Origin of the sequence: Pelagibacterium sp. H642, from assembly GCF_031202855.1 — a bacterium.
In the GTDB taxonomy this organism is placed as follows: Bacteria; Pseudomonadota; Alphaproteobacteria; order Rhizobiales; family Devosiaceae; genus Pelagibacterium.
The window spans coordinates 448,995-464,879 of the sequence record NZ_CP101830.1; the positions used below are offsets into that span (position 1 = coordinate 448,995).

General features: G+C 60.1%; 17 protein-coding genes and 1 pseudogene. 6 read left to right on the forward strand and 12 right to left on the reverse strand.

All coding sequences use genetic code 11. From position 1 onward, the window contains the following. Positions 1–63: 63 nt before the first annotated feature. A complete protein-coding gene (locus tag NO934_RS20310) occupies positions 64–201 on the reverse strand; it encodes an SPW repeat protein (protein ID WP_309164050.1) in 138 nt (45 codons plus the stop codon). 179 nt (positions 202–380) lie between these two features. Between NO934_RS20310 and NO934_RS20315 the strand changes: the two genes are divergently transcribed. Further along, positions 381–644, forward strand: a complete 264-nt coding sequence (locus NO934_RS20315) for a hypothetical protein (RefSeq protein ID WP_309164051.1) — start codon at positions 381–383, stop codon at positions 642–644. 47 nt (positions 645–691) lie between these two features. Here NO934_RS20315 and NO934_RS20320 read toward each other — a convergent pair. From NO934_RS20320 to groES, 7 genes and pseudogenes are all read right to left on the reverse strand, one after another. Next, positions 692–1,369: pseudogene (locus NO934_RS20320) on the reverse strand (ETC complex I subunit); the annotation flags it as partial. 80 nt (positions 1,370–1,449) lie between these two features. Further along, positions 1,450–1,959: an Hsp20/alpha crystallin family protein gene (locus NO934_RS20325; protein WP_309164054.1), complete on the reverse strand. Its 510-nt coding sequence runs from the start codon at positions 1,957–1,959 to the stop codon at positions 1,450–1,452. An 83-nt stretch (positions 1,960–2,042) separates the two neighbouring features. Continuing rightward, positions 2,043–2,519 carry an Hsp20 family protein gene (locus NO934_RS20330; protein WP_309164055.1) on the reverse strand — a complete coding sequence of 159 codons (477 nt, stop codon included), beginning with the start codon at positions 2,517–2,519 and terminating at the stop codon, positions 2,043–2,045. A 154-nt stretch (positions 2,520–2,673) separates the two neighbouring features. Then, positions 2,674–4,875: an amylo-alpha-1,6-glucosidase gene (locus tag NO934_RS20335; protein WP_309164056.1), complete on the reverse strand. Its 2,202-nt coding sequence runs from the start codon at positions 4,873–4,875 to the stop codon at positions 2,674–2,676. Between the two features lie 13 nt (positions 4,876–4,888). Continuing rightward, a complete protein-coding gene (locus NO934_RS20340) occupies positions 4,889–5,977 on the reverse strand; it encodes a glycosyltransferase family 4 protein (RefSeq protein ID WP_309164057.1) in 1,089 nt (362 codons plus the stop codon). 165 nt (positions 5,978–6,142) lie between these two features. After that, on the reverse strand, positions 6,143–7,771 hold the full coding sequence (groL, locus tag NO934_RS20345; RefSeq protein ID WP_309164058.1) for a chaperonin GroEL: 1,629 nt from the start codon (positions 7,769–7,771) through the stop codon (positions 6,143–6,145). A 33-nt stretch (positions 7,772–7,804) separates the two neighbouring features. Further along, complete coding sequence (gene groES / locus NO934_RS20350) at positions 7,805–8,119, reverse strand: co-chaperone GroES (RefSeq protein ID WP_309164059.1); 315 nt, start codon at positions 8,117–8,119, stop codon at positions 7,805–7,807. Between the two features lie 206 nt (positions 8,120–8,325). On the opposite strand from groES, the gene NO934_RS20355 reads away from it, so the two are divergent. The 3 genes from NO934_RS20355 (at position 8,326) to NO934_RS20365 (ending at position 9,848) form a co-directional block, all read left to right on the forward strand. After that, on the forward strand, positions 8,326–8,595 hold the full coding sequence (locus NO934_RS20355) for an usg protein (protein ID WP_309164061.1): 270 nt from the start codon (positions 8,326–8,328) through the stop codon (positions 8,593–8,595). A gap of 75 nt (positions 8,596–8,670) precedes the next feature. Next, positions 8,671–9,132, forward strand: a complete 462-nt coding sequence (locus tag NO934_RS20360; RefSeq protein WP_375143319.1) for an MFS transporter — start codon at positions 8,671–8,673, stop codon at positions 9,130–9,132. A gap of 371 nt (positions 9,133–9,503) precedes the next feature. After that, entirely contained in the window at positions 9,504–9,848 is a 345-nt protein-coding gene (locus tag NO934_RS20365) for a nuclear transport factor 2 family protein (protein WP_309164062.1), read from the forward strand. A gap of 68 nt (positions 9,849–9,916) precedes the next feature. Here the strand turns inward: NO934_RS20365 and NO934_RS20370 are convergent, their stop codons facing one another. Continuing rightward, a complete protein-coding gene (locus tag NO934_RS20370) occupies positions 9,917–10,291 on the reverse strand; it encodes a hypothetical protein (protein WP_309164064.1) in 375 nt (124 codons plus the stop codon). A gap of 243 nt (positions 10,292–10,534) precedes the next feature. Continuing rightward, a complete protein-coding gene (locus tag NO934_RS20375) occupies positions 10,535–12,094 on the reverse strand; it encodes a Fic family protein (protein WP_309164065.1) in 1,560 nt (519 codons plus the stop codon). Positions 12,095–13,589: 1,495 nt separating this feature from the next. Here NO934_RS20375 and NO934_RS20380 point away from each other — a divergent pair. Together NO934_RS20380 and NO934_RS20730 are read left to right on the forward strand one after the other, a co-directional pair. Then, on the forward strand, positions 13,590–13,751 hold the full coding sequence (locus NO934_RS20380; protein WP_309164067.1) for a hypothetical protein: 162 nt from the start codon (positions 13,590–13,592) through the stop codon (positions 13,749–13,751). Then, positions 13,748–13,960 carry a hypothetical protein gene (locus NO934_RS20730; RefSeq protein ID WP_375143320.1) on the forward strand — a complete coding sequence of 71 codons (213 nt, stop codon included), beginning with the start codon at positions 13,748–13,750 and terminating at the stop codon, positions 13,958–13,960. The genes NO934_RS20380 and NO934_RS20730 overlap by 4 nt, the downstream gene beginning before the upstream one ends. A 114-nt stretch (positions 13,961–14,074) precedes the next feature. Here the strand turns inward: NO934_RS20730 and NO934_RS20385 are convergent, their stop codons facing one another. Together NO934_RS20385 and NO934_RS20390 are read right to left on the reverse strand one after the other, a co-directional pair. Beyond that, on the reverse strand, positions 14,075–15,415 hold the full coding sequence (locus NO934_RS20385) for a GAF domain-containing protein (protein WP_309164068.1): 1,341 nt from the start codon (positions 15,413–15,415) through the stop codon (positions 14,075–14,077). Continuing rightward, positions 15,412–15,879 carry a hypothetical protein gene (locus NO934_RS20390; RefSeq protein WP_309164069.1) on the reverse strand — a complete coding sequence of 156 codons (468 nt, stop codon included), beginning with the start codon at positions 15,877–15,879 and terminating at the stop codon, positions 15,412–15,414. Before NO934_RS20390 ends, NO934_RS20385 begins: the two co-directional genes overlap by 4 nt. Positions 15,880–15,885 lie beyond the last annotated feature (6 nt).

Genomic DNA, 15,885 nt, shown 5'->3' on the forward strand with positions numbered 1-15,885 from the left:
CGACAAGCGGCTGTGGGTGAGTAAGGCAAAAGAGCCCGGCGCATGCTGGGCCCTCATTCCGCGCTACGCGGTCGAATACGGCCGATTGGTCGTGAACCACAGATTGATCGCAGCGAGGATTGCAACGATCAGACCAGCAATCACGTGGACGGCGGCCGCAGCCGATATCGCCGCAAAACCCAGGGTCCAGGGCGCAATCACCGCATATCGAAGGCCGTCCGGTTCTTGGAGGTCAAAGACTTCAGCATGGTTGGGTTTCTCATTCCAGTTCGGGTTGCCTCGTCAATGAACTGCCTCGCCTTCTTGGGAGGCGGGCGCGGCGGCGGCACGAGCTGATCCGCGGCTGCTAAGTTCGGCGCCCGATCCGGGAGGCGGCAGCGATGGCACTCGCTGGCTCGGGGCAGAAAGGGGGCAAGTTCTTGTGGCGGGAAAACGCTGGCCGCGATCTCTTTAAGGGCGAGGTCGGCCACGCCGGCACTATCGATTTCGAGCCTTGGCTCGGCGCCCTGTCTGAGCGCCCTGGCGCGGGCGGCGGCGGCAAGCGTCAGCGCGACGTGTCAGGCATCACCTTCTGGCAATCGAAAACAACGTGCGGGTCCATTTCTGCACCTCATGCGGCGTTCCGTGTGCCGGCATCATCCTGATTGGTCGCGACCTCGTGCTCCAGAGCGAGCAGCGCCCGTTCGACCTAGTCGAGACGCGAGGGCCGGTGGTTCTCGGGCATGCCTTCATTGGTCGCCTGATCGATCTGGTACTCCGTCCAGGCCCAGTTCATCAGGATCGACCGTTTGGACTCCAGCGTTAGCAAAGGATCCCAGACCACAGCCATGGGTGCGGTCCAGCCGCTCGGCCCGGCTAGGCCATTGCGGTTCGCAGCGCCGCCGAGTGATTGCCGATAACTGTCCTGAAGGTCGGAAAGCCCGAGCCGGTTGAGCGTCGCGTCGGAAAAGGCATGAGAACTGTCCTTTTCCGTCGACGTTCCGTTACTGCGCTGGCTGCGGCTGTTTTTCCTCTCTCCAGACGGCGGCTGGACGACATAGGTCAGGCCCTGCCGCTCGGCAAACCGGACGGCCGATTCCAATGTCGGGAAGCTGATTTCGACTTGGGTCAGTGTGTCGCCGCCACCCGTGTAACCCATGAGCGGCTCTATGAAGGGCGCGGCACGTCGCTCGAAGGTGAGACGCCAACCTTTGGCGCGTGCCTTGCCCGAGGTCGTCACCGAGCGCGTTGGCTTGTAGATGCGAGCGACGGCGTCGTCAGGAAGAGTTGATCCTCCACGCGAAGGCGGTTTGGGGCGATTGTCGTTCGAGCCTCCGCCCTGCGGGAAATGCTGTGTCGATAATTCGTATGCCTGTTTTACAATCTCCATCGTTCATCCCTCCCCAGTTGCGGCGAAGGAATGCCGCCGGCAGCGGCCCGAAAAAGCCCACCGCCGGCGCCTGCCATGTGTTAGCTGTTGATGGCGATCCGTCTCACTTGCGACTGCGCCCTTTCGCTCTTGGGCAAGGACACGGTCAGCACGCCGTTCCTGAAGCGGGCATCCACCTTGTCTTCCTGGACCTCGTAGCCGAGCGGAATGCGGCGCTCGAACCGGCCATAGAAGCGCTCGGAGAACTGTCTATTTTTGTCCTCGGCCTCGGAGCGCTTTTCGCCACGCAGCGAAAGCACGCCGTCATCGAGCAGGACTTCGATGTCCTTTTCCTCAAGGCCCGGCACCTCGGCCGTCACCTTGATTTCCTTCTCGCCGTCGGAAATCTCGACGCTTGGCCAGTTGCCGCCGAAGCTGGAAAAACTGCTCAGGGAAGGCAACCCGGTTCCGAAGCTGCGGAAGGCGTCGTCGAAAAGCCGGTTCACCTCGCGATGCAGCGACAGGAACGGATCGCGGTCATCATTGCGAAAAATGCTTGGGGTCGTACTGCCGTTGTTTCGGCCCCAGGGGATCAAATCACGCACACTCATCGTGTTTCTCCTTTCTGTCCGTTGGCGGATGGCACCGGACCGGAGCCCGGCGCCACGTGCAGGACCACGCTGAGAAAGCGCCGTTAGGCGGCGTGCTTTTCGGCTTCGATCTGCCTGGTCTCGGCCTGGCCCAGCGCTTCACCGGTCGAGATCTCGATCCGGCGCGGCTTAATCTCTTCGGGAAGCTCGCGCTTGAGATCGATGGTCAGCAGACCGTTGACCAGGTTGGCGCCGACGACCTTCACATGGTCAGCCAGCTCGAACCGCCGCTGGAAGGCGCGTCCGGCGATGCCGCGATGCAGGTACTGGCCATTGTCCTCGCCAGCCTTCTGACCCGACACCATCAGCATGTTCTGCTCCTGTGTAATAGCCAGCTCGTCGGGGGTGAACCCAGCCACAGCGAGCGAAACGCGATAGGTCTCGTCATCAGTCTTGGTGATGTCGTAAGGAGGCCAGTTGTCGAACGTCTCAACGCGGCTCGCCGCCTCAAGCGCGTTCAGCATTCGGTCAAAGCCGATGCTCGACCGGAACAGGGGAGAAAAGTCGAAGGTGGTTCTCATAGCCACATCCTCCATTGAGCAACATGGGTACAAGTCAAGTGCCGGGCGCACGCTTGCGTTCACCCGACATGCCGGTCCCCTATGGGCATCCGGCGACAGAAGATTTTGTTAAAACAGCGGCATATTTCAAGAGGTTACATCGGGAAAGGCGTATTCAAGTTGTCGTGACGACGCCAATCGCACCTTGGCGCCGTTCGACCTCGACCACCACCGCATGACCTGTGCGGTGAAGGGAAATATCGGCCGTCGCACCATTCAACCGCAAGCGCTTCAGATGGACCGTGTTGAGAAAGTCCGGCAGCATTGGGCTGTCGAACAGGATACGACCGGCCTCGACATCGAAGCGCAGGCCGAGGCAGGCTTGCAGTGTGTAAAGCGGTGCAGCAGCGGCCCAGGCCTGGGGAATACAGGCGACTGGGTAGAATGTCGGTCCGTGGGATGCGAGTCGCGAAAAGCCACAGAACAATTCAGGCAAGCGCCGCAAATCGATATAACTCGCCGCGGCGAACAATCCCTCGAGAATGCGAACCGCTTCACCCTTTAGCCCGTAGCGTGCCAGGCCGGCGGCGATCAGCGCATTGTCGTGCGGCCAGACTGAACCGTTATGATAGCTCATGGGGTTATAGCGGCTCTGACCTGCTGCGATCGTGCGCACACCCCATCCGCTGAAGCTTGCTCGACCCATAAGGGCGGCAGCGACCGATCGAGCGTGCACGTGTTCTGCTATACCGGTCCAAAGGGCATGTCCTGCATTGGACGAGAGTACCCGGCAAGGGCGCTTGTCGCCATCAAGCGCCAGAACGTAACTGCCAAGCTCAGGGTCGAAGAAATCGCGCGCGAAGGCAAGGCGCAGGCTTTCGGCGCGCCGGGCAAACCGCTCGGCGACATCGGCATGCCCCAGGCGTTCCGCCATGGCGCTTGCTGCCATGAACGCTCCATAAACATAGGCCTGGACCTCGCAGAGCGCGATAGGGCCCTTGGCCAGCGTGCCGTCGCTGTGAAATATCGAATCGTGGCTGTCCTTCCAACCCTGATTGGCCAGGCCTTGCTCGGACCGGCGGCCATACTCGAGGTATCCGTCGCCGTCTCGGTCGCCATAGTGCTCGATCCACGCCAGCCCGGCCTCGATGTGAGGCCAGAGCGCGCCGATCGCCTCCATATCTCCTGTGCGGTCGAGATATGCTCCCGCCAGCATCACGAACAAGGGTGTTGAATCGATACTGCCGTAATAGCGGCGGAATGGCACCTCGCCCAACTCCGCCATTTCGCCATACCGCACCTCGTGCAGGATCTTGCCCGGCTCGGCGTCGGCGGCGGCGTCCAGATCGGTCGCCTGATTGGCCGCGAGGTGGAAGAGCACGCCGCGTGCCAGGGCCGGATCGATCCACAACGTCTCGAAGGCTGTGATAAGAGCATCCCGCCCGAAAACTGTGCTGAACCACGGAACGCCAGCATAGGGGTATGGACCTTCCGGCGTGTCGGTCACCAGCATATAGAGGTCAGAGATGCTGCGACGCAGGCTCTCGTTGAAGATATCGTTGGAGGTGATGATGGCGGCCGCGCGGGAGGAGGCCCTGCGTAGCGAGCGCCGAGCCCCACGAATGGCGCTGAAGAACGATTCGCGCCTGGGAGTCCGGTGCTCGCCGTCCAGGCACTCGACCGTGAGCAGCACTGATCGCGTTTTCCTCGGTTCCAGCGTGAGGACGAAGCGCGTCCGCCCGCCCGAAATCACGGCGGGGCGGGGCGAAAACTGCAGATACGTGCTACGTTCGATCCCGTCGAGTCCAGTGTAGCCGAGCAGTACGCTGTCTCGGCCTACGACTGGATCATGGCATTTTCCCCGCCGCTTACGGGTGGTCCCCCGCACTTCGAACAAATCGGCAAAATCGGCTTGGAAAACGATATCGAGAACGACGGTAACGGTGCGATCGAGAAAGTTGCGCACGGCAACCCGCTCGTAGCATGCAGCCTTCCAAAGAAACCGCGAGCGTCGGATATGGATCAAGTCGTGCTCGAGCCTTAAATCCCCTTGTTCGTCGAATAGGTCAGGATTGGTGAGGTCGCACGTAAGGGTGGCATTGTCGTCTCTCAGCGTCGAGCTCAAGAGCAGCGGTCTACTACCGTTGATGGCCAGTGTCAGGCGCGAGAGATACCGTGTGTCCCGGTGGAAAAGGCCCTCCGCACCCGTCGGATCGGCATGGATGTCGCCATTGTGGTCGAACACGCCGAACGTGTCGCCATGCTTAAGCGTCCGATTACGGATCTCTTGCAGCGATGCCCGGGCCAGGACGCCATAGGACGCATCTTCGGGCGCCGGAGCCCCCAAGGTCCCCGCCTGTTCTGTGAAACTGTCCATTCCTGTCCCCTGATCAGGCGTGAAGGTCAAGGCCGTATTGGCGCGGAATATAGACATTGCCGTTAGCTGGCTGGCCAATGAATTGGCGCTCGTAAAGCGCCACATAGTCCCGCGCCATGCGCTCGACTGTGAAGCGGGCATTGAAGGTTGCGCGGACCAGATGGCGATCCATGCCGCGCGCCTTGTGCACGCTATCGACGGCTTCATCGATCGTTTCGACGATGAAGCCGGAAACGCCGTGGTCGAGGACCTCGGGCACCGAGCCGCAGTTGAAGGCGATGACCGGCGTGCCGCAGGCCATAGCCTCGATCATCACCAATCCGAAGGGTTCGGGCCAGTCGATGGGGAACAAAAGCGCAGTGGCGTTGCCCAGGAACTGGGCCTTCTGCGCCTCGTTGATCTCGCCGACGAACTCAACATTATCGTGGCGGGCGACCAGCGGGGCGATAGTCTCGTCCCAATAGGCTTGGTCAGCCTTGTCGATCTTGGCGGCGATCTTGAGCGTCATGCCCGCACGCGCCGCGATCTCGATGGCGCGATCCGGGCGCTTTTCAGGCGAGATGCGTCCCAGGAATGCTAGATACCCGCCAGCTGCCTCTGGCTGGAATGGCAGAAGGTCTGCCGGCAAGCCGTGATAGACCGTCCCGGACCAGTTTACCGGAGGCATTGGTTTGCGCTGATCGTTGGAGATCGAAACCAGCGGAAATTCGGGGAACGCACGGTAGAACGGCACGAGATCGGGCAGATCGAGTCGGCCGTGCAGGGTGGTGACGGTCTTGCCGGCGCATTCCCGCACTAAGGGGAAATGCAGCATGTCGATGTGGAAATGCATGATGTCGAATTCGCTGGCACGTTGGCGCACCTGTTCAAGCATCATGACATGGTAGGGAATGGGGTCGCGCACCTGGGGGTTGAGCCGCAGCGCGACATGCGAGCACGGCACCAACTGGGCCAGCGTTCTTGAGTCACCGCTGGCAAAGAGCGTCACCTCATGGCCCTGCCGGACCAGTTCGTCAGTGAGGTAGGCTACGATGCGCTCTGTCCCGCCATAGAGCTTGGGCGGCACGCATTCAGCCAGAGGGGCAATCTGGGCGATCCTCATTGGTTAGGCACTCCTTTGCTCGCGCGTTTAGGCTCGGGCACACCGGGTCGGTGGCCGCGCAGCGACAATTTTTCCGGATATCTCGTCAGGCGGCCTTTTGATGACGGCGCGCCAATCGTTGATGGTGCCCGGCAGGAAACCACCGAGCACCTGGACTTACGATAATCAGAAGTCCATTCCGGCTCCGGCCGGCATGGCGGGAGCCGCTTCCTTCTTGGGCTTTTCAGCCACCAGGGCCTCGGTGGTGATCAGGAGCGAAGCAACCGAGGCAGCATCCTCGAGTGCTGTGCGGACGACCTTGGCGGGGTCGATCACGCCTGCGGCAACGAGGTCCTGATATTCGCCTGTCGCGGCGTTATAGCCCCAGCTGTAATCGTCCTTTTCAAGCAGCTTGCCCGCGATCACCGAGCCGTCCTCTCCAGCATTGAGCGCGATCTGCTTGGCCGGAGCTTGAATGGCGCGGCGGACGATATCGATTCCGGCCTGCTGGTCACCATTAGCGCCCTTGAGGTCTCCAAGCGCCTTAAGCGCCCGAAGCAAAGCAACGCCGCCGCCGGGCAGGATGCCCTCTTCGACAGCAGCCCGGGTCGCATGCAACGCGTCGTCCACTCGGTCCTTCTTTTCCTTGACCTCGACTTCGGTGGCACCGCCAACCCGGATCACGGCGACACCGCCAGCGAGCTTGGCCAGGCGTTCCTGAAGCTTTTCGCGGTCGTAGTCAGAGGTGGTTTCCTCGATCTGCGCCTTGATCTGGTTGACGCGGCCTTCGATGTCGTCCTTGGAGCCAGCACCATCGACGATGGTGGTGTTTTCTTTCTCGATCACCACCTTCTTGGCCGTGCCGAGCATGTTGAGCGTCACGTTTTCGAGCTTGATGCCCATTTCTTCGGAGACAACGTTGCCGCCCGTGAGGATCGCGATGTCCTGCAGCATGGCCTTGCGGCGGTCGCCGAAGCCTGGCGCTTTGACGGCGGCTACTTTGAGACCGCCACGCAAACGGTTGACGACCAGGGTCGCGAGAGCCTCGCCCTCTACATCCTCGGCAACGATCACCAGTGGCTTGCCCGATTGCACCACGCTTTCCAGCAACGGGAGCATCGACTGCAGATTGGAGAGCTTCTTTTCGTGGATGAGGATATAGGGGTCTTCGAGTTCGACCCTCATCTTTTCGGAATTGGTCACGAAATAGGGCGAGAGGTATCCACGGTCGAACTGCATGCCTTCGACCACTTCGAGCTCGGTCTCAGCGGTCTTGGCCTCCTCCACGGTGATTACGCCGTCGTTGCCGACCTTTTCCATCGCCTCGGCAAGGAAGCGCCCGATCTCGGTATCGCCGTTGGCCGAGATCGTGCCGACCTGCGCGATTTCGGAATTGGCCGTAATTTTGCGTGCATGGCCCTTGAGGTCTTCGACGACCTTGCCCACAGCCAGATCGATGCCGCGCTTTAGATCCATCGGATTCATTCCGGCGGCGACGGCCTTTGCGCCTTCCTTAACGATGGCCTGCGCCAGCACCGTTGCCGTGGTGGTGCCGTCACCGGCCATGTCATTGGTCTTGGACGCCACTTCGCGCACCATCTGTGCGCCCATGTTTTCGAACTTGTCTTCAAGTTCGATTTCCTTGGCGACGCTCACACCATCCTTGGTGATACGCGGTGCGCCAAAGCTCTTTTCGATGACCACATTGCGGCCCTTGGGGCCGAGAGTCACCTTGACCGCATTTGCAAGCGTATCCACGCCGCGAAGCATCTTCTCGCGTGCATCGGACGAGAACTTAACTTCCTTGGCAGCCATTTGCTTTCTTTCGCTCCTTAACGAAAAAGCGCCTTACGCGGCCTTTTGGGCCGGTTCGGCGCTTTCGATGATTCCCAGAATATCGCTTTCCTTCATGATCAGCAGGTCTTCTCCGCTGATCCTGACCTCCGTGCCGCTCCATTTGCCAAACAGGACGCGATCACCCGCCTTGACCTCCAGCGCCACCAGCTCGCCCTTTTCATTGCGAGCGCCCGGGCCCACGGCGACAACCTCGCCTTCCTGAGGTTTTTCCTTGGCTGTGTCGGGGATGATGATGCCACCGGCCGTTTTTTCATCGGCCTCGATGCGGCGCACGACGACACGGTCGTGCAAGGGACGGAATCCCATGTGCAACCTCCATAAACAAGCAATGACGGAACCCCTTCCGGCATTCCCCGGAAGGAAGCGCAAGTGAGATTGGAGCGGGAAAAAGAGGTTTCAAGACCTGGAACAAATTTTTTTGGCACTCTTTCTGCGAGAGTGCTGATTTGCCCTAGCCCCTTGTTTGGGTTCACCATTGTGGGGCGTTGAACCTTGAATGGAGAACATGAGAGATGCCCGATCGCGCGTTCCTCAAGCAAATGGAAGGATATGGTCTGACGACGGCGGAGATCCATTACCATCTGCCTGACCACCCCTCGGTGCTGCAGCTCTACGTCTGGCAAGAATACGATCTTGCGCCGAAATTTCCCGAACTCAAAGCGTTCCTGGACTTCTGGTCACATGAAATCGAGGGCAAGCTTCATTCGGTGGTTGTCGCACATAAGCGACTGATTGCGCCCCTCGATCTGCGAAGCGCCACCAACCTAGGCTCGGTTCATTGATGCCCAAGGACTTGAACGACAGCTTATTGCCTTATCATCGGTGCGACGTTTGCCGCCTTCAGCTATTTCTCGCCCATTTTCACTCAAGTTGCGGGCTTGTCCGAAGGCGCCATTCCGATATTGCTCGCGATCTATGGGGTCGCCAACGTTGCGGGCAACCTCGTTGTTGGCCGCTTCGCCGACCGCTTCACGATTCCCATCTTGATCGGCGGGTTGACGATCCTTGATTTCGCCCTAGCCATCTTCGCCCTTTTCGCCACCATTCCCGCGATCGCGATCACCGCCTTTATTACGATCGGCCTCTTCGGTGTGACGATGAACCCGGCCATGGCGGCGCGTGTGATGCGTGCTGCTCACCCCGACCCGATGGTCAATGCGATCCATTCCTCGGTCATCACGACCGGGCTCGCAGTCGGCACCTGGGCGGGAGGGTGGGGCATCGATGCCGGATACGGGCTCACAGCGCCACTCTGGGTTGGATTGGCGTTGGCGTTCCTCGGGCTCGTGAGCCTGGCTCCGAGGGCAGCAAGGCAATAGCAAGCCGACTAGCCGATAGCTGGCAGTGTGAGGAAAGGGCGACCTAGTCGCCTTTGAACCAAGCGCGCAACGGTGGCCAGCAAGCGCCCGGAAGTTGTTTCGGCGACCCTTCTGGCCAGCAAGGATGGCAGGCGCATTGTCAACATCGCTGATTGAGCGTAGGCGGCGGACGTTCAAGCCACACCGAATGCTCCTGCCGCCGCCGAATTCGCAAGATGGATGTCGGGATTGACCAAGCCGGTTCCAGGTTTATACGATGTGGTCGGTGAATATTCCGCCAAGAAGACTGGCGTATTTCTCGAGGCGGTTGTCGCGCACCGGAGTGCGCCAAACCATGTGAAACGGCACCCTGGAAATCGAGGACATTAATGATGGACGATGAGATCGCCTGGAAAACCGAGATACGTTTGTGGCTGGAGGGAATTTCCGCCTACGATGAACTGCTCGATCCCTCCTGCCTCATGGCCTTCCCCGGCATTGGTGTTCTGAACGTTCCCGCGATCATCGAAGGCCTCAAGGGTGCACCTCGCTGGACGGACGTAAAGATGAGCGATCGTGTCATTACCCGAGCCGGTGATGCCGTCGTTGTCCTGGGATATACAGCCGAAGGCAAGCGCGAGAACGCGCATCCTTACCGCTGTTTCTGCACGTCGACTTATCGAGCAGAGGGACTGCATTGGAAGCTGGTGCAGCACCAGCAAACTCTCGCAAGCTGAACATCGTCCGCCACATCAATGGGGCAGACTGGGACGCGATAGGGCCGTTCAAGTCCTTTCATCGCACTTCAGACCAGAAGGGCGCCCACCAGTGTGCCCGTCATCAAGGCGGTGACTGGCGTCCACATCAACCGTTCCGGTCGTGACGGGCTAATTGCATTGGCCAGCAATGACAGCACCGTCAGGCCCAATACGATATATATAAGGACTTGCGGCAGTCCCAAGCCAAGACTGCCCGTATGATCTAAAACGATGATCGTCATGCCTCCCAGCAGCCCCGCCTGAACCAATGCGAGCACGCGCCATCGGCGGGGCAGTTGGCCGGGAAATCGTCCGCCTAAGGTGTAGCGACCTATCGGTGCGCCCAACGCGAGCGCCATCTGCACGATGATGGGAAGCAGCACAAACGCTGCAAATGTATAGCCTAGGATTTCCGATTGCATAATGGTGGCCCTGAACTGCTTCGCGCCTGCCGTCAGTTATTCTACTACAGGCATTGGTTTTTAGAGGGCTATCGCGTAGATATAGTTGTCATCTTCACCCGGTGCAGCGCACCGAGAGGGATTCGAACTCCGCGCTGACGCGTGCCTGTATCTTTCGCGGAGGCACCCGTCCGCCATTCCCGTCGTGGCGATCTCTATCTACTCGAACCGAAGCGCGATCCCGAACAACACGATAGCTGAAGGTTAGGGTTCTATGCCGTATCTATTGTCAAAATCTTCGAAGGCATCCGCGACAATTGCCTCAATCTGCTGAACCTCATCGTCACGCAGCTTCTCAAACTCGCCGGTGCGGCGGCGCTTGCTGAGCGATCCGCCGTTCTGGCGGATATGCATGATGAGATCCTGTGCCATGCGGTCAGGCATTTCGACCAGGTTCATGACAGCCGTCAGAGCCTGATCGCGGCACTTGAGGTAGTCGATCTCGCGCGGCAGGTCGATCTCGACGGTTCGTTGCACGCAGCTATAGAGGAACTCCGCCTCTTCGGTGCAGTCGAAATAGCGATAGAGGTCCGCCGTGTCGTTGGTGACCTCGACATTGTGATTGGGCAGGGCTCGCCAGTCGATGAACTCCATCAAAGGACCGGAGTGCCGCTTCAGGGTCGTGGCGTAGTCGTCGATGTGATCCAGCATGACGGCGGAAACGGGAAACACCATGCCTGGCGGGGTGTATTTGCGCTCGGCAAGCACGTGGTGAATGAGACAGCGATGTAGGCGCCCGTTGCCGTCGGCCAGCGGGTGCACATAGACAAACCCGAACGCGATTGCCGCCGCCTGCAGGACAGGATCGACATCTGAGGTCCGCAGCCTGTTGTTGCATTCATTGAGGCCGGTCATGATGTCGGGAACATCCTGAGGACGGGCACCGATGAACTCGGGCAGCGGATCATGGTTGTGATCCCGCTCGCCCAGAAACACGCCCTCGCTGCGGTATCCGATCTCGGTGAACCGGTCGTCGCCGATCAGGATGCGGTGCAGGCGGTAAATTTCGGTCTGGTTGAGCGGACGCTTGCCGGCCTCAAGAACGGCGCGCCCCCAACGCTCGAGCCGATTGGCCGGCGCCCGTTCCCCTTCGATCTCGAAGCTCGCGCGGCTGTCGGCGAGCAGCAGAAAGCTTGCAGCCCGGGAAACGATATGAGTACCCGTTCGCCCTATTGTCTCCTGGGCCTCCCTGGAAAGGTCGAGGGCCAGGAATGCTTCCAGCTTTTCTGTGCGCCTGATGATCGGACAGAACGCGCCCGTCCCAAGCAGATTGTTGCGCACACGATGGCGCAGGGAAAGCGATGGGGGACCGGTGAAATATGCTTCGGGATCGAGGGCGTCGACGGCGGTGACTGTGGGGGCGTCATCGATGTCGAGCCGCCTGCCGCTCAGGGTTTCGTAAAAGAACCACACACGCCGCGTCACCGCGCCTGTCGGTGTGCGCTGGATGAAGTCTATGAGTTCCTTTGCCGGCAGCGCATCGAGGATGCGCTTGAGCACCAGAAGATCGATCGGCTCATGGCGCATTGCAAAGCCGAGATGCCCATCCAGGGTGTCGTCCGGTTGATACCGCTTGTCATAGACATTCCAGATGCCCTCCTGCCGGCGATTGCCGCGCACATGCCGTTCGGAAATGCAGGCAGGGTTCCTCACAGGCGCCTTCACGTCGAGCGCGTGGACGAGAGCGGCCCACCCCGCGAGCCGCGTGCCCTCTGGGACGAGTTCGTTCTGAAAATGGGCAGGCTTGCCGAGGTCGAGTTCCATGTCGGCTTTCACTCATGATTGTCGAAAGGCGATCATGTATCGCGCATCTGTCGAGATGAGCTTACAGTTCAAGGATTGAAAATCAATCACCGATGTCGAAAATCGCTCACAAAGGGACATACGTGTCGACAACAAGACGAATCGTGCCCGCCGATCATTGATCAGAAAGGAGCGCAAATGCCGTCAAAAGAGCTCTCGCGCGAGGAACTGTTCGCGCTGGTTTGGGAGAAGCCGACGCAGGAGGTGACCAGGAAACTGGCGTTTCGGATGTCACAATCGCTAAGCTATGCGCTCGTCTTCAGGTTCCCAAACCGCCACGAGGCTACCTGGGCCAGGGTTCAATCCGGGCAGACGCCGAAACGTCCGCCACTTGTGGCGTTCCGGGAAGAGGTCGATCGCAATCGCCGAGAAACAGCTCGTGCGAAGGCGGTTGGAACAATGTCGAAGCTGCAACAGCAATTCTACACAGGCCGCGCTCAGCTAATTGACCGCCCGTGGTGTGGATGTAGATGGGAGTGAGACACGCGGGGACAGGCCGTCCGAACTCCACCCCGATCTCGCCGCGCAGATCCTGCTCCTCATTCAAAACCGCGGGCATCACTGGGTCAAAGAGGGTCACGCCGCCAACTGGAGCCATTCGGTTCAAGCCAGTGCGACCCGTCTGGTTTGGAAGCTCCTGCCACTCGCACGACCACAGCTCTTGATGTTTGAAAGCGATCGCGAGCCGAGGCGGTATACGGCAGATGGTCCTGCGGTCTTCGTGCGCCTGACAGCACTTCTGCAGGAGCGGATTACCTCTTTTATGCGCGTACTCCGGGAACAGAAATTGGACCTTGTCGGTCCGGCAAAAAGATCACCATGGATTTTTCGAATGCGTTCTACAGACAATCCTCCGTCAGATGCCGCCGAAGCATTATCCGCAGGCTCTGGATCGCTTCGTCTTTATATTAAGTAGGATGCTGAATGAGGAAGGACGAGACTATCTCGAAATGTTTGGTGCCAAGCTGGGGATTGTCACCACTGCGAGCATGTCGTTGCAGCCAAGCTCGTTGACCTCTTGCCTCAAACATTCGGGGCACAGCCGAGTATTTTGTGCTTTCATTCATCTAATCCGCTTTCGGTTATTGGTTCCGTACCACAGCAGCCTCGATGAAGTGTATATCTATGCCTATGTCGAGGCAGCGGCAGTTCGACCGCGGTGTCGAGGCGGCAACCAGAATCCTCGAACGACTGAGCGTCACATCGAGTCGGTGGGTTATCTAAATGCTCAACCGAGCGTTCGGACCAATGCCAGTCCCGCGAAATAGGCGAGACCCCCCGCCATCATCGAGCAAAACTACTTTCAAGGTATGCGCGATAATACCGCCGCTGAGGCTTTGCGCTCGGCACTTATGGAAGATGGTCCTATCTTGGTTGAGTCGGATCGAACGTCGCCGTCCGCCGCACTAACGACATCCGGCACGGCGAGGGGGCCGCTCATCGGAGGCACCTCGACATGATCGCGACAACTGCCGGATGGGCTCTTCCCTCTCTTCGCGGCGCGATCCTCCCGATCGAAGCCGCTGGTCTGGCCATAGGCCAGTCCGACCGTACGCTGATTATGCTGACGCGAGCGGGACATTTGGACGGGTTGTCGGCAGAGCGGTTGGCCACCTGAACGGCACGCCACCCAACCCTCCACTCGATGCCGTAGAACCGCTACGGCAGCATCTTTCCGACTTTGCGGTTCCGATCCTTGGCGGACTGCCGATCGGCCACGACGCTGATGCGCGTTCGGTCGTGGTTGGAGCCATGGCAAATATGGATGCCGATCGGGGTGTTCTAACCCAACGTCCCGACGAAACGACAGTTTCCGAGACCAGCTGAAGGTTGCACTAAAGTCCGAAACGGGGTCGACCTCAGACCGACCTCATTGGGGTGGTTTCCTGCCTGTCAGCTTTTCGGAATCATCACCCAAAACGGACTGTCGACTTACGGCACTCAACAACGGCTCAACGATGTATTCAACAAAGGAGAGCCGGCAAGTGCGAGGCGGATGCGGCCGCGTCCCACGCGAATAAGCTGGATGGGCGCTCCCTTATCTTCGAGCCGCCGCCGCAGGAGAAGAAGGCGCGTTTCGAGGTTGTCCTTGTAGTCCGGCAGGCGCAACTCACCGGTCAGGCGAATTTCCCGGTTCGTGAACTCGGTCCGCCTCTCTTGAAGATAGCGGCGCAGGAGATGGATAAGCAGGCGGCCAGCCACCCCCTTGATCAGATACTCGTTTTCAATGAAAACGCTGTCGTCATAGGCATGGTGGACCACGCGGAATGGACGTCCCGCGGGCGGGGAATCTGGCGGCGAAGCCGGTGCCGCGACGCTCTCCACCGCCTCGCTCTCCGAAAGCGCGATCGCCCCCGCCGCCTGGGCGGCCATGATGGCGAGCACAGCTTGGTCTTCCCGACTGAAGGCCAGTCGCTTGGCGCTTTCGGCAAAGAGCACGCCGCGCAGAACGCCATGGGCGACCATCGGCAAGGCAATCTGGCTCATGGCGTCGGGCAATCCTGGCAGTTGGATGATGCGGGTGCGGTGCTCTTCGGTAGCCGAGGTGCGGATCGCCGACCCGAAGCGTCTGACCCGGCTCATGTCGCTAACCCTGATGGGGCGGCGCTCCGCAGCGGCCGTGCCGATCACGCCGATCCCCACAGCGACCTCCGAGCCGATACCGGTATGCTCATAGCCGCGGCTTCCGATGGTGAAGAGCCGCTCCCCGGCCGGGTCCATGAGCAACGCCATGCTGTTGGCCAAACCGAGCCTATCGCGCAGTCCGTCGAGCATCGCGTCGATGATTGCGCCGATCTCCGTTTCCTCCGATAGGCGGCGGACGATTTCGGCGGCTGCGGAAAGTTGCGGGCTCGCGGCGGTCAGAAAGACGGTATTTTCAATAGGCGATGGCACGTGGCGGATTGCCTCGACACGATAGATGTCGATACCGCGCAGCCGCATGACGTCAGCCATGCCGATCTGTGCGCTGGCAGCGCGCAATTGCACGGCCATATCCTGAAACAGCTCACCGCTCTCCACGGAACGCTCGAAGCGCACGTCGAGGCGATACTGCTCGCCGTTTCGCGCGTCGACGACCAGGAGTGCTGCCGCGCGATTTGCCCGCACATTCGCCGCCGTCTTGGAGAAGAACTGGTTCGAAAGCGCCACGTGCTCGTCATCGACCAGTTGCACATGGGAGAGGTAAGAAATGTTCGGCGTGCCGTCCGTGGCGGCAGTCGCGATGATGGATGGGATGACGCCCTCAAAGCAGGGAGCCAGATTGCGAAGCTGGATCGTCATCGCCCCTCCTGCAGCATCTGGCCGGCTTTCGCGCCGGGCGTCTGCACGAACACACTTTCGACTGAGAGACTGAGTGCCGCCAGATCCTCGCTGACGAGCCAGGGAGCGGAAACTTCCCGCGCGAGCCCCAATTCCTCCAGCGCCGCGCTGATGGCCTCGATATAGGCCGCCGCCCCGGCGCGATGCTCCTCAGTGGTCGGCACTACCACAGCGCGACCCTTGACTTGGTAAGACACATAGTCGGAGGGCCGCGCGAAGGTGGCGGAGAGCCTGCCGCTTGCCCGCACATTCGACAGCGTGCCGGGCCATTGCCAGGCAGACAGGACGAGTTCGACATCCCCCTCCAACCGGACCAGCGCACCCACTGCGCGGCCGATCTCCGGCTGCAAGGCGTCGTTGCTCGTGCCCAGAATGATCATTACCGGGCTGCTCATGAAATTTGCCAGATCTTGATCAAGCCGCATGAATAC

Bases quoted from the DNA above. Each gene is read 5' to 3' on its own strand.
- groES (WP_309164059.1), bottom strand. From the start codon at position 8,119: ATGGGATTCCGTCCCTTGCACGACCGTGTCGTCGTGCGCCGCATCGAG.
- NO934_RS20375 (WP_309164065.1), bottom strand. From the start codon at position 12,094: ATGGAACTCGACCTCGGCAAGCCTGCCCATTTTCAGAACGAACTCGTC.
- NO934_RS20355 (WP_309164061.1), top strand. From the start codon at position 8,326: ATGCCCGATCGCGCGTTCCTCAAGCAAATGGAAGGATATGGTCTGACG.
- NO934_RS20315 (WP_309164051.1), top strand. From the start codon at position 381: ATGGCACTCGCTGGCTCGGGGCAGAAAGGGGGCAAGTTCTTGTGGCGG.
- NO934_RS20380 (WP_309164067.1), top strand. From the start codon at position 13,590: ATGATCGCGACAACTGCCGGATGGGCTCTTCCCTCTCTTCGCGGCGCG.
- NO934_RS20325 (WP_309164054.1), bottom strand. From the start codon at position 1,959: ATGAGTGTGCGTGATTTGATCCCCTGGGGCCGAAACAACGGCAGTACG.
- NO934_RS20330 (WP_309164055.1), bottom strand. From the start codon at position 2,519: ATGAGAACCACCTTCGACTTTTCTCCCCTGTTCCGGTCGAGCATCGGC.
- NO934_RS20390 (WP_309164069.1), bottom strand. From the start codon at position 15,879: ATGCGGCTTGATCAAGATCTGGCAAATTTCATGAGCAGCCCGGTAATG.
- NO934_RS20365 (WP_309164062.1), top strand. From the start codon at position 9,504: ATGGACGATGAGATCGCCTGGAAAACCGAGATACGTTTGTGGCTGGAG.
- NO934_RS20385 (WP_309164068.1), bottom strand. From the start codon at position 15,415: ATGACGATCCAGCTTCGCAATCTGGCTCCCTGCTTTGAGGGCGTCATC.
- NO934_RS20340 (WP_309164057.1), bottom strand. From the start codon at position 5,977: ATGAGGATCGCCCAGATTGCCCCTCTGGCTGAATGCGTGCCGCCCAAG.
- groL (WP_309164058.1), bottom strand. From the start codon at position 7,771: ATGGCTGCCAAGGAAGTTAAGTTCTCGTCCGATGCACGCGAGAAGATG.
- NO934_RS20335 (WP_309164056.1), bottom strand. From the start codon at position 4,875: ATGGACAGTTTCACAGAACAGGCGGGGACCTTGGGGGCTCCGGCGCCC.
- NO934_RS20370 (WP_309164064.1), bottom strand. From the start codon at position 10,291: ATGCAATCGGAAATCCTAGGCTATACATTTGCAGCGTTTGTGCTGCTT.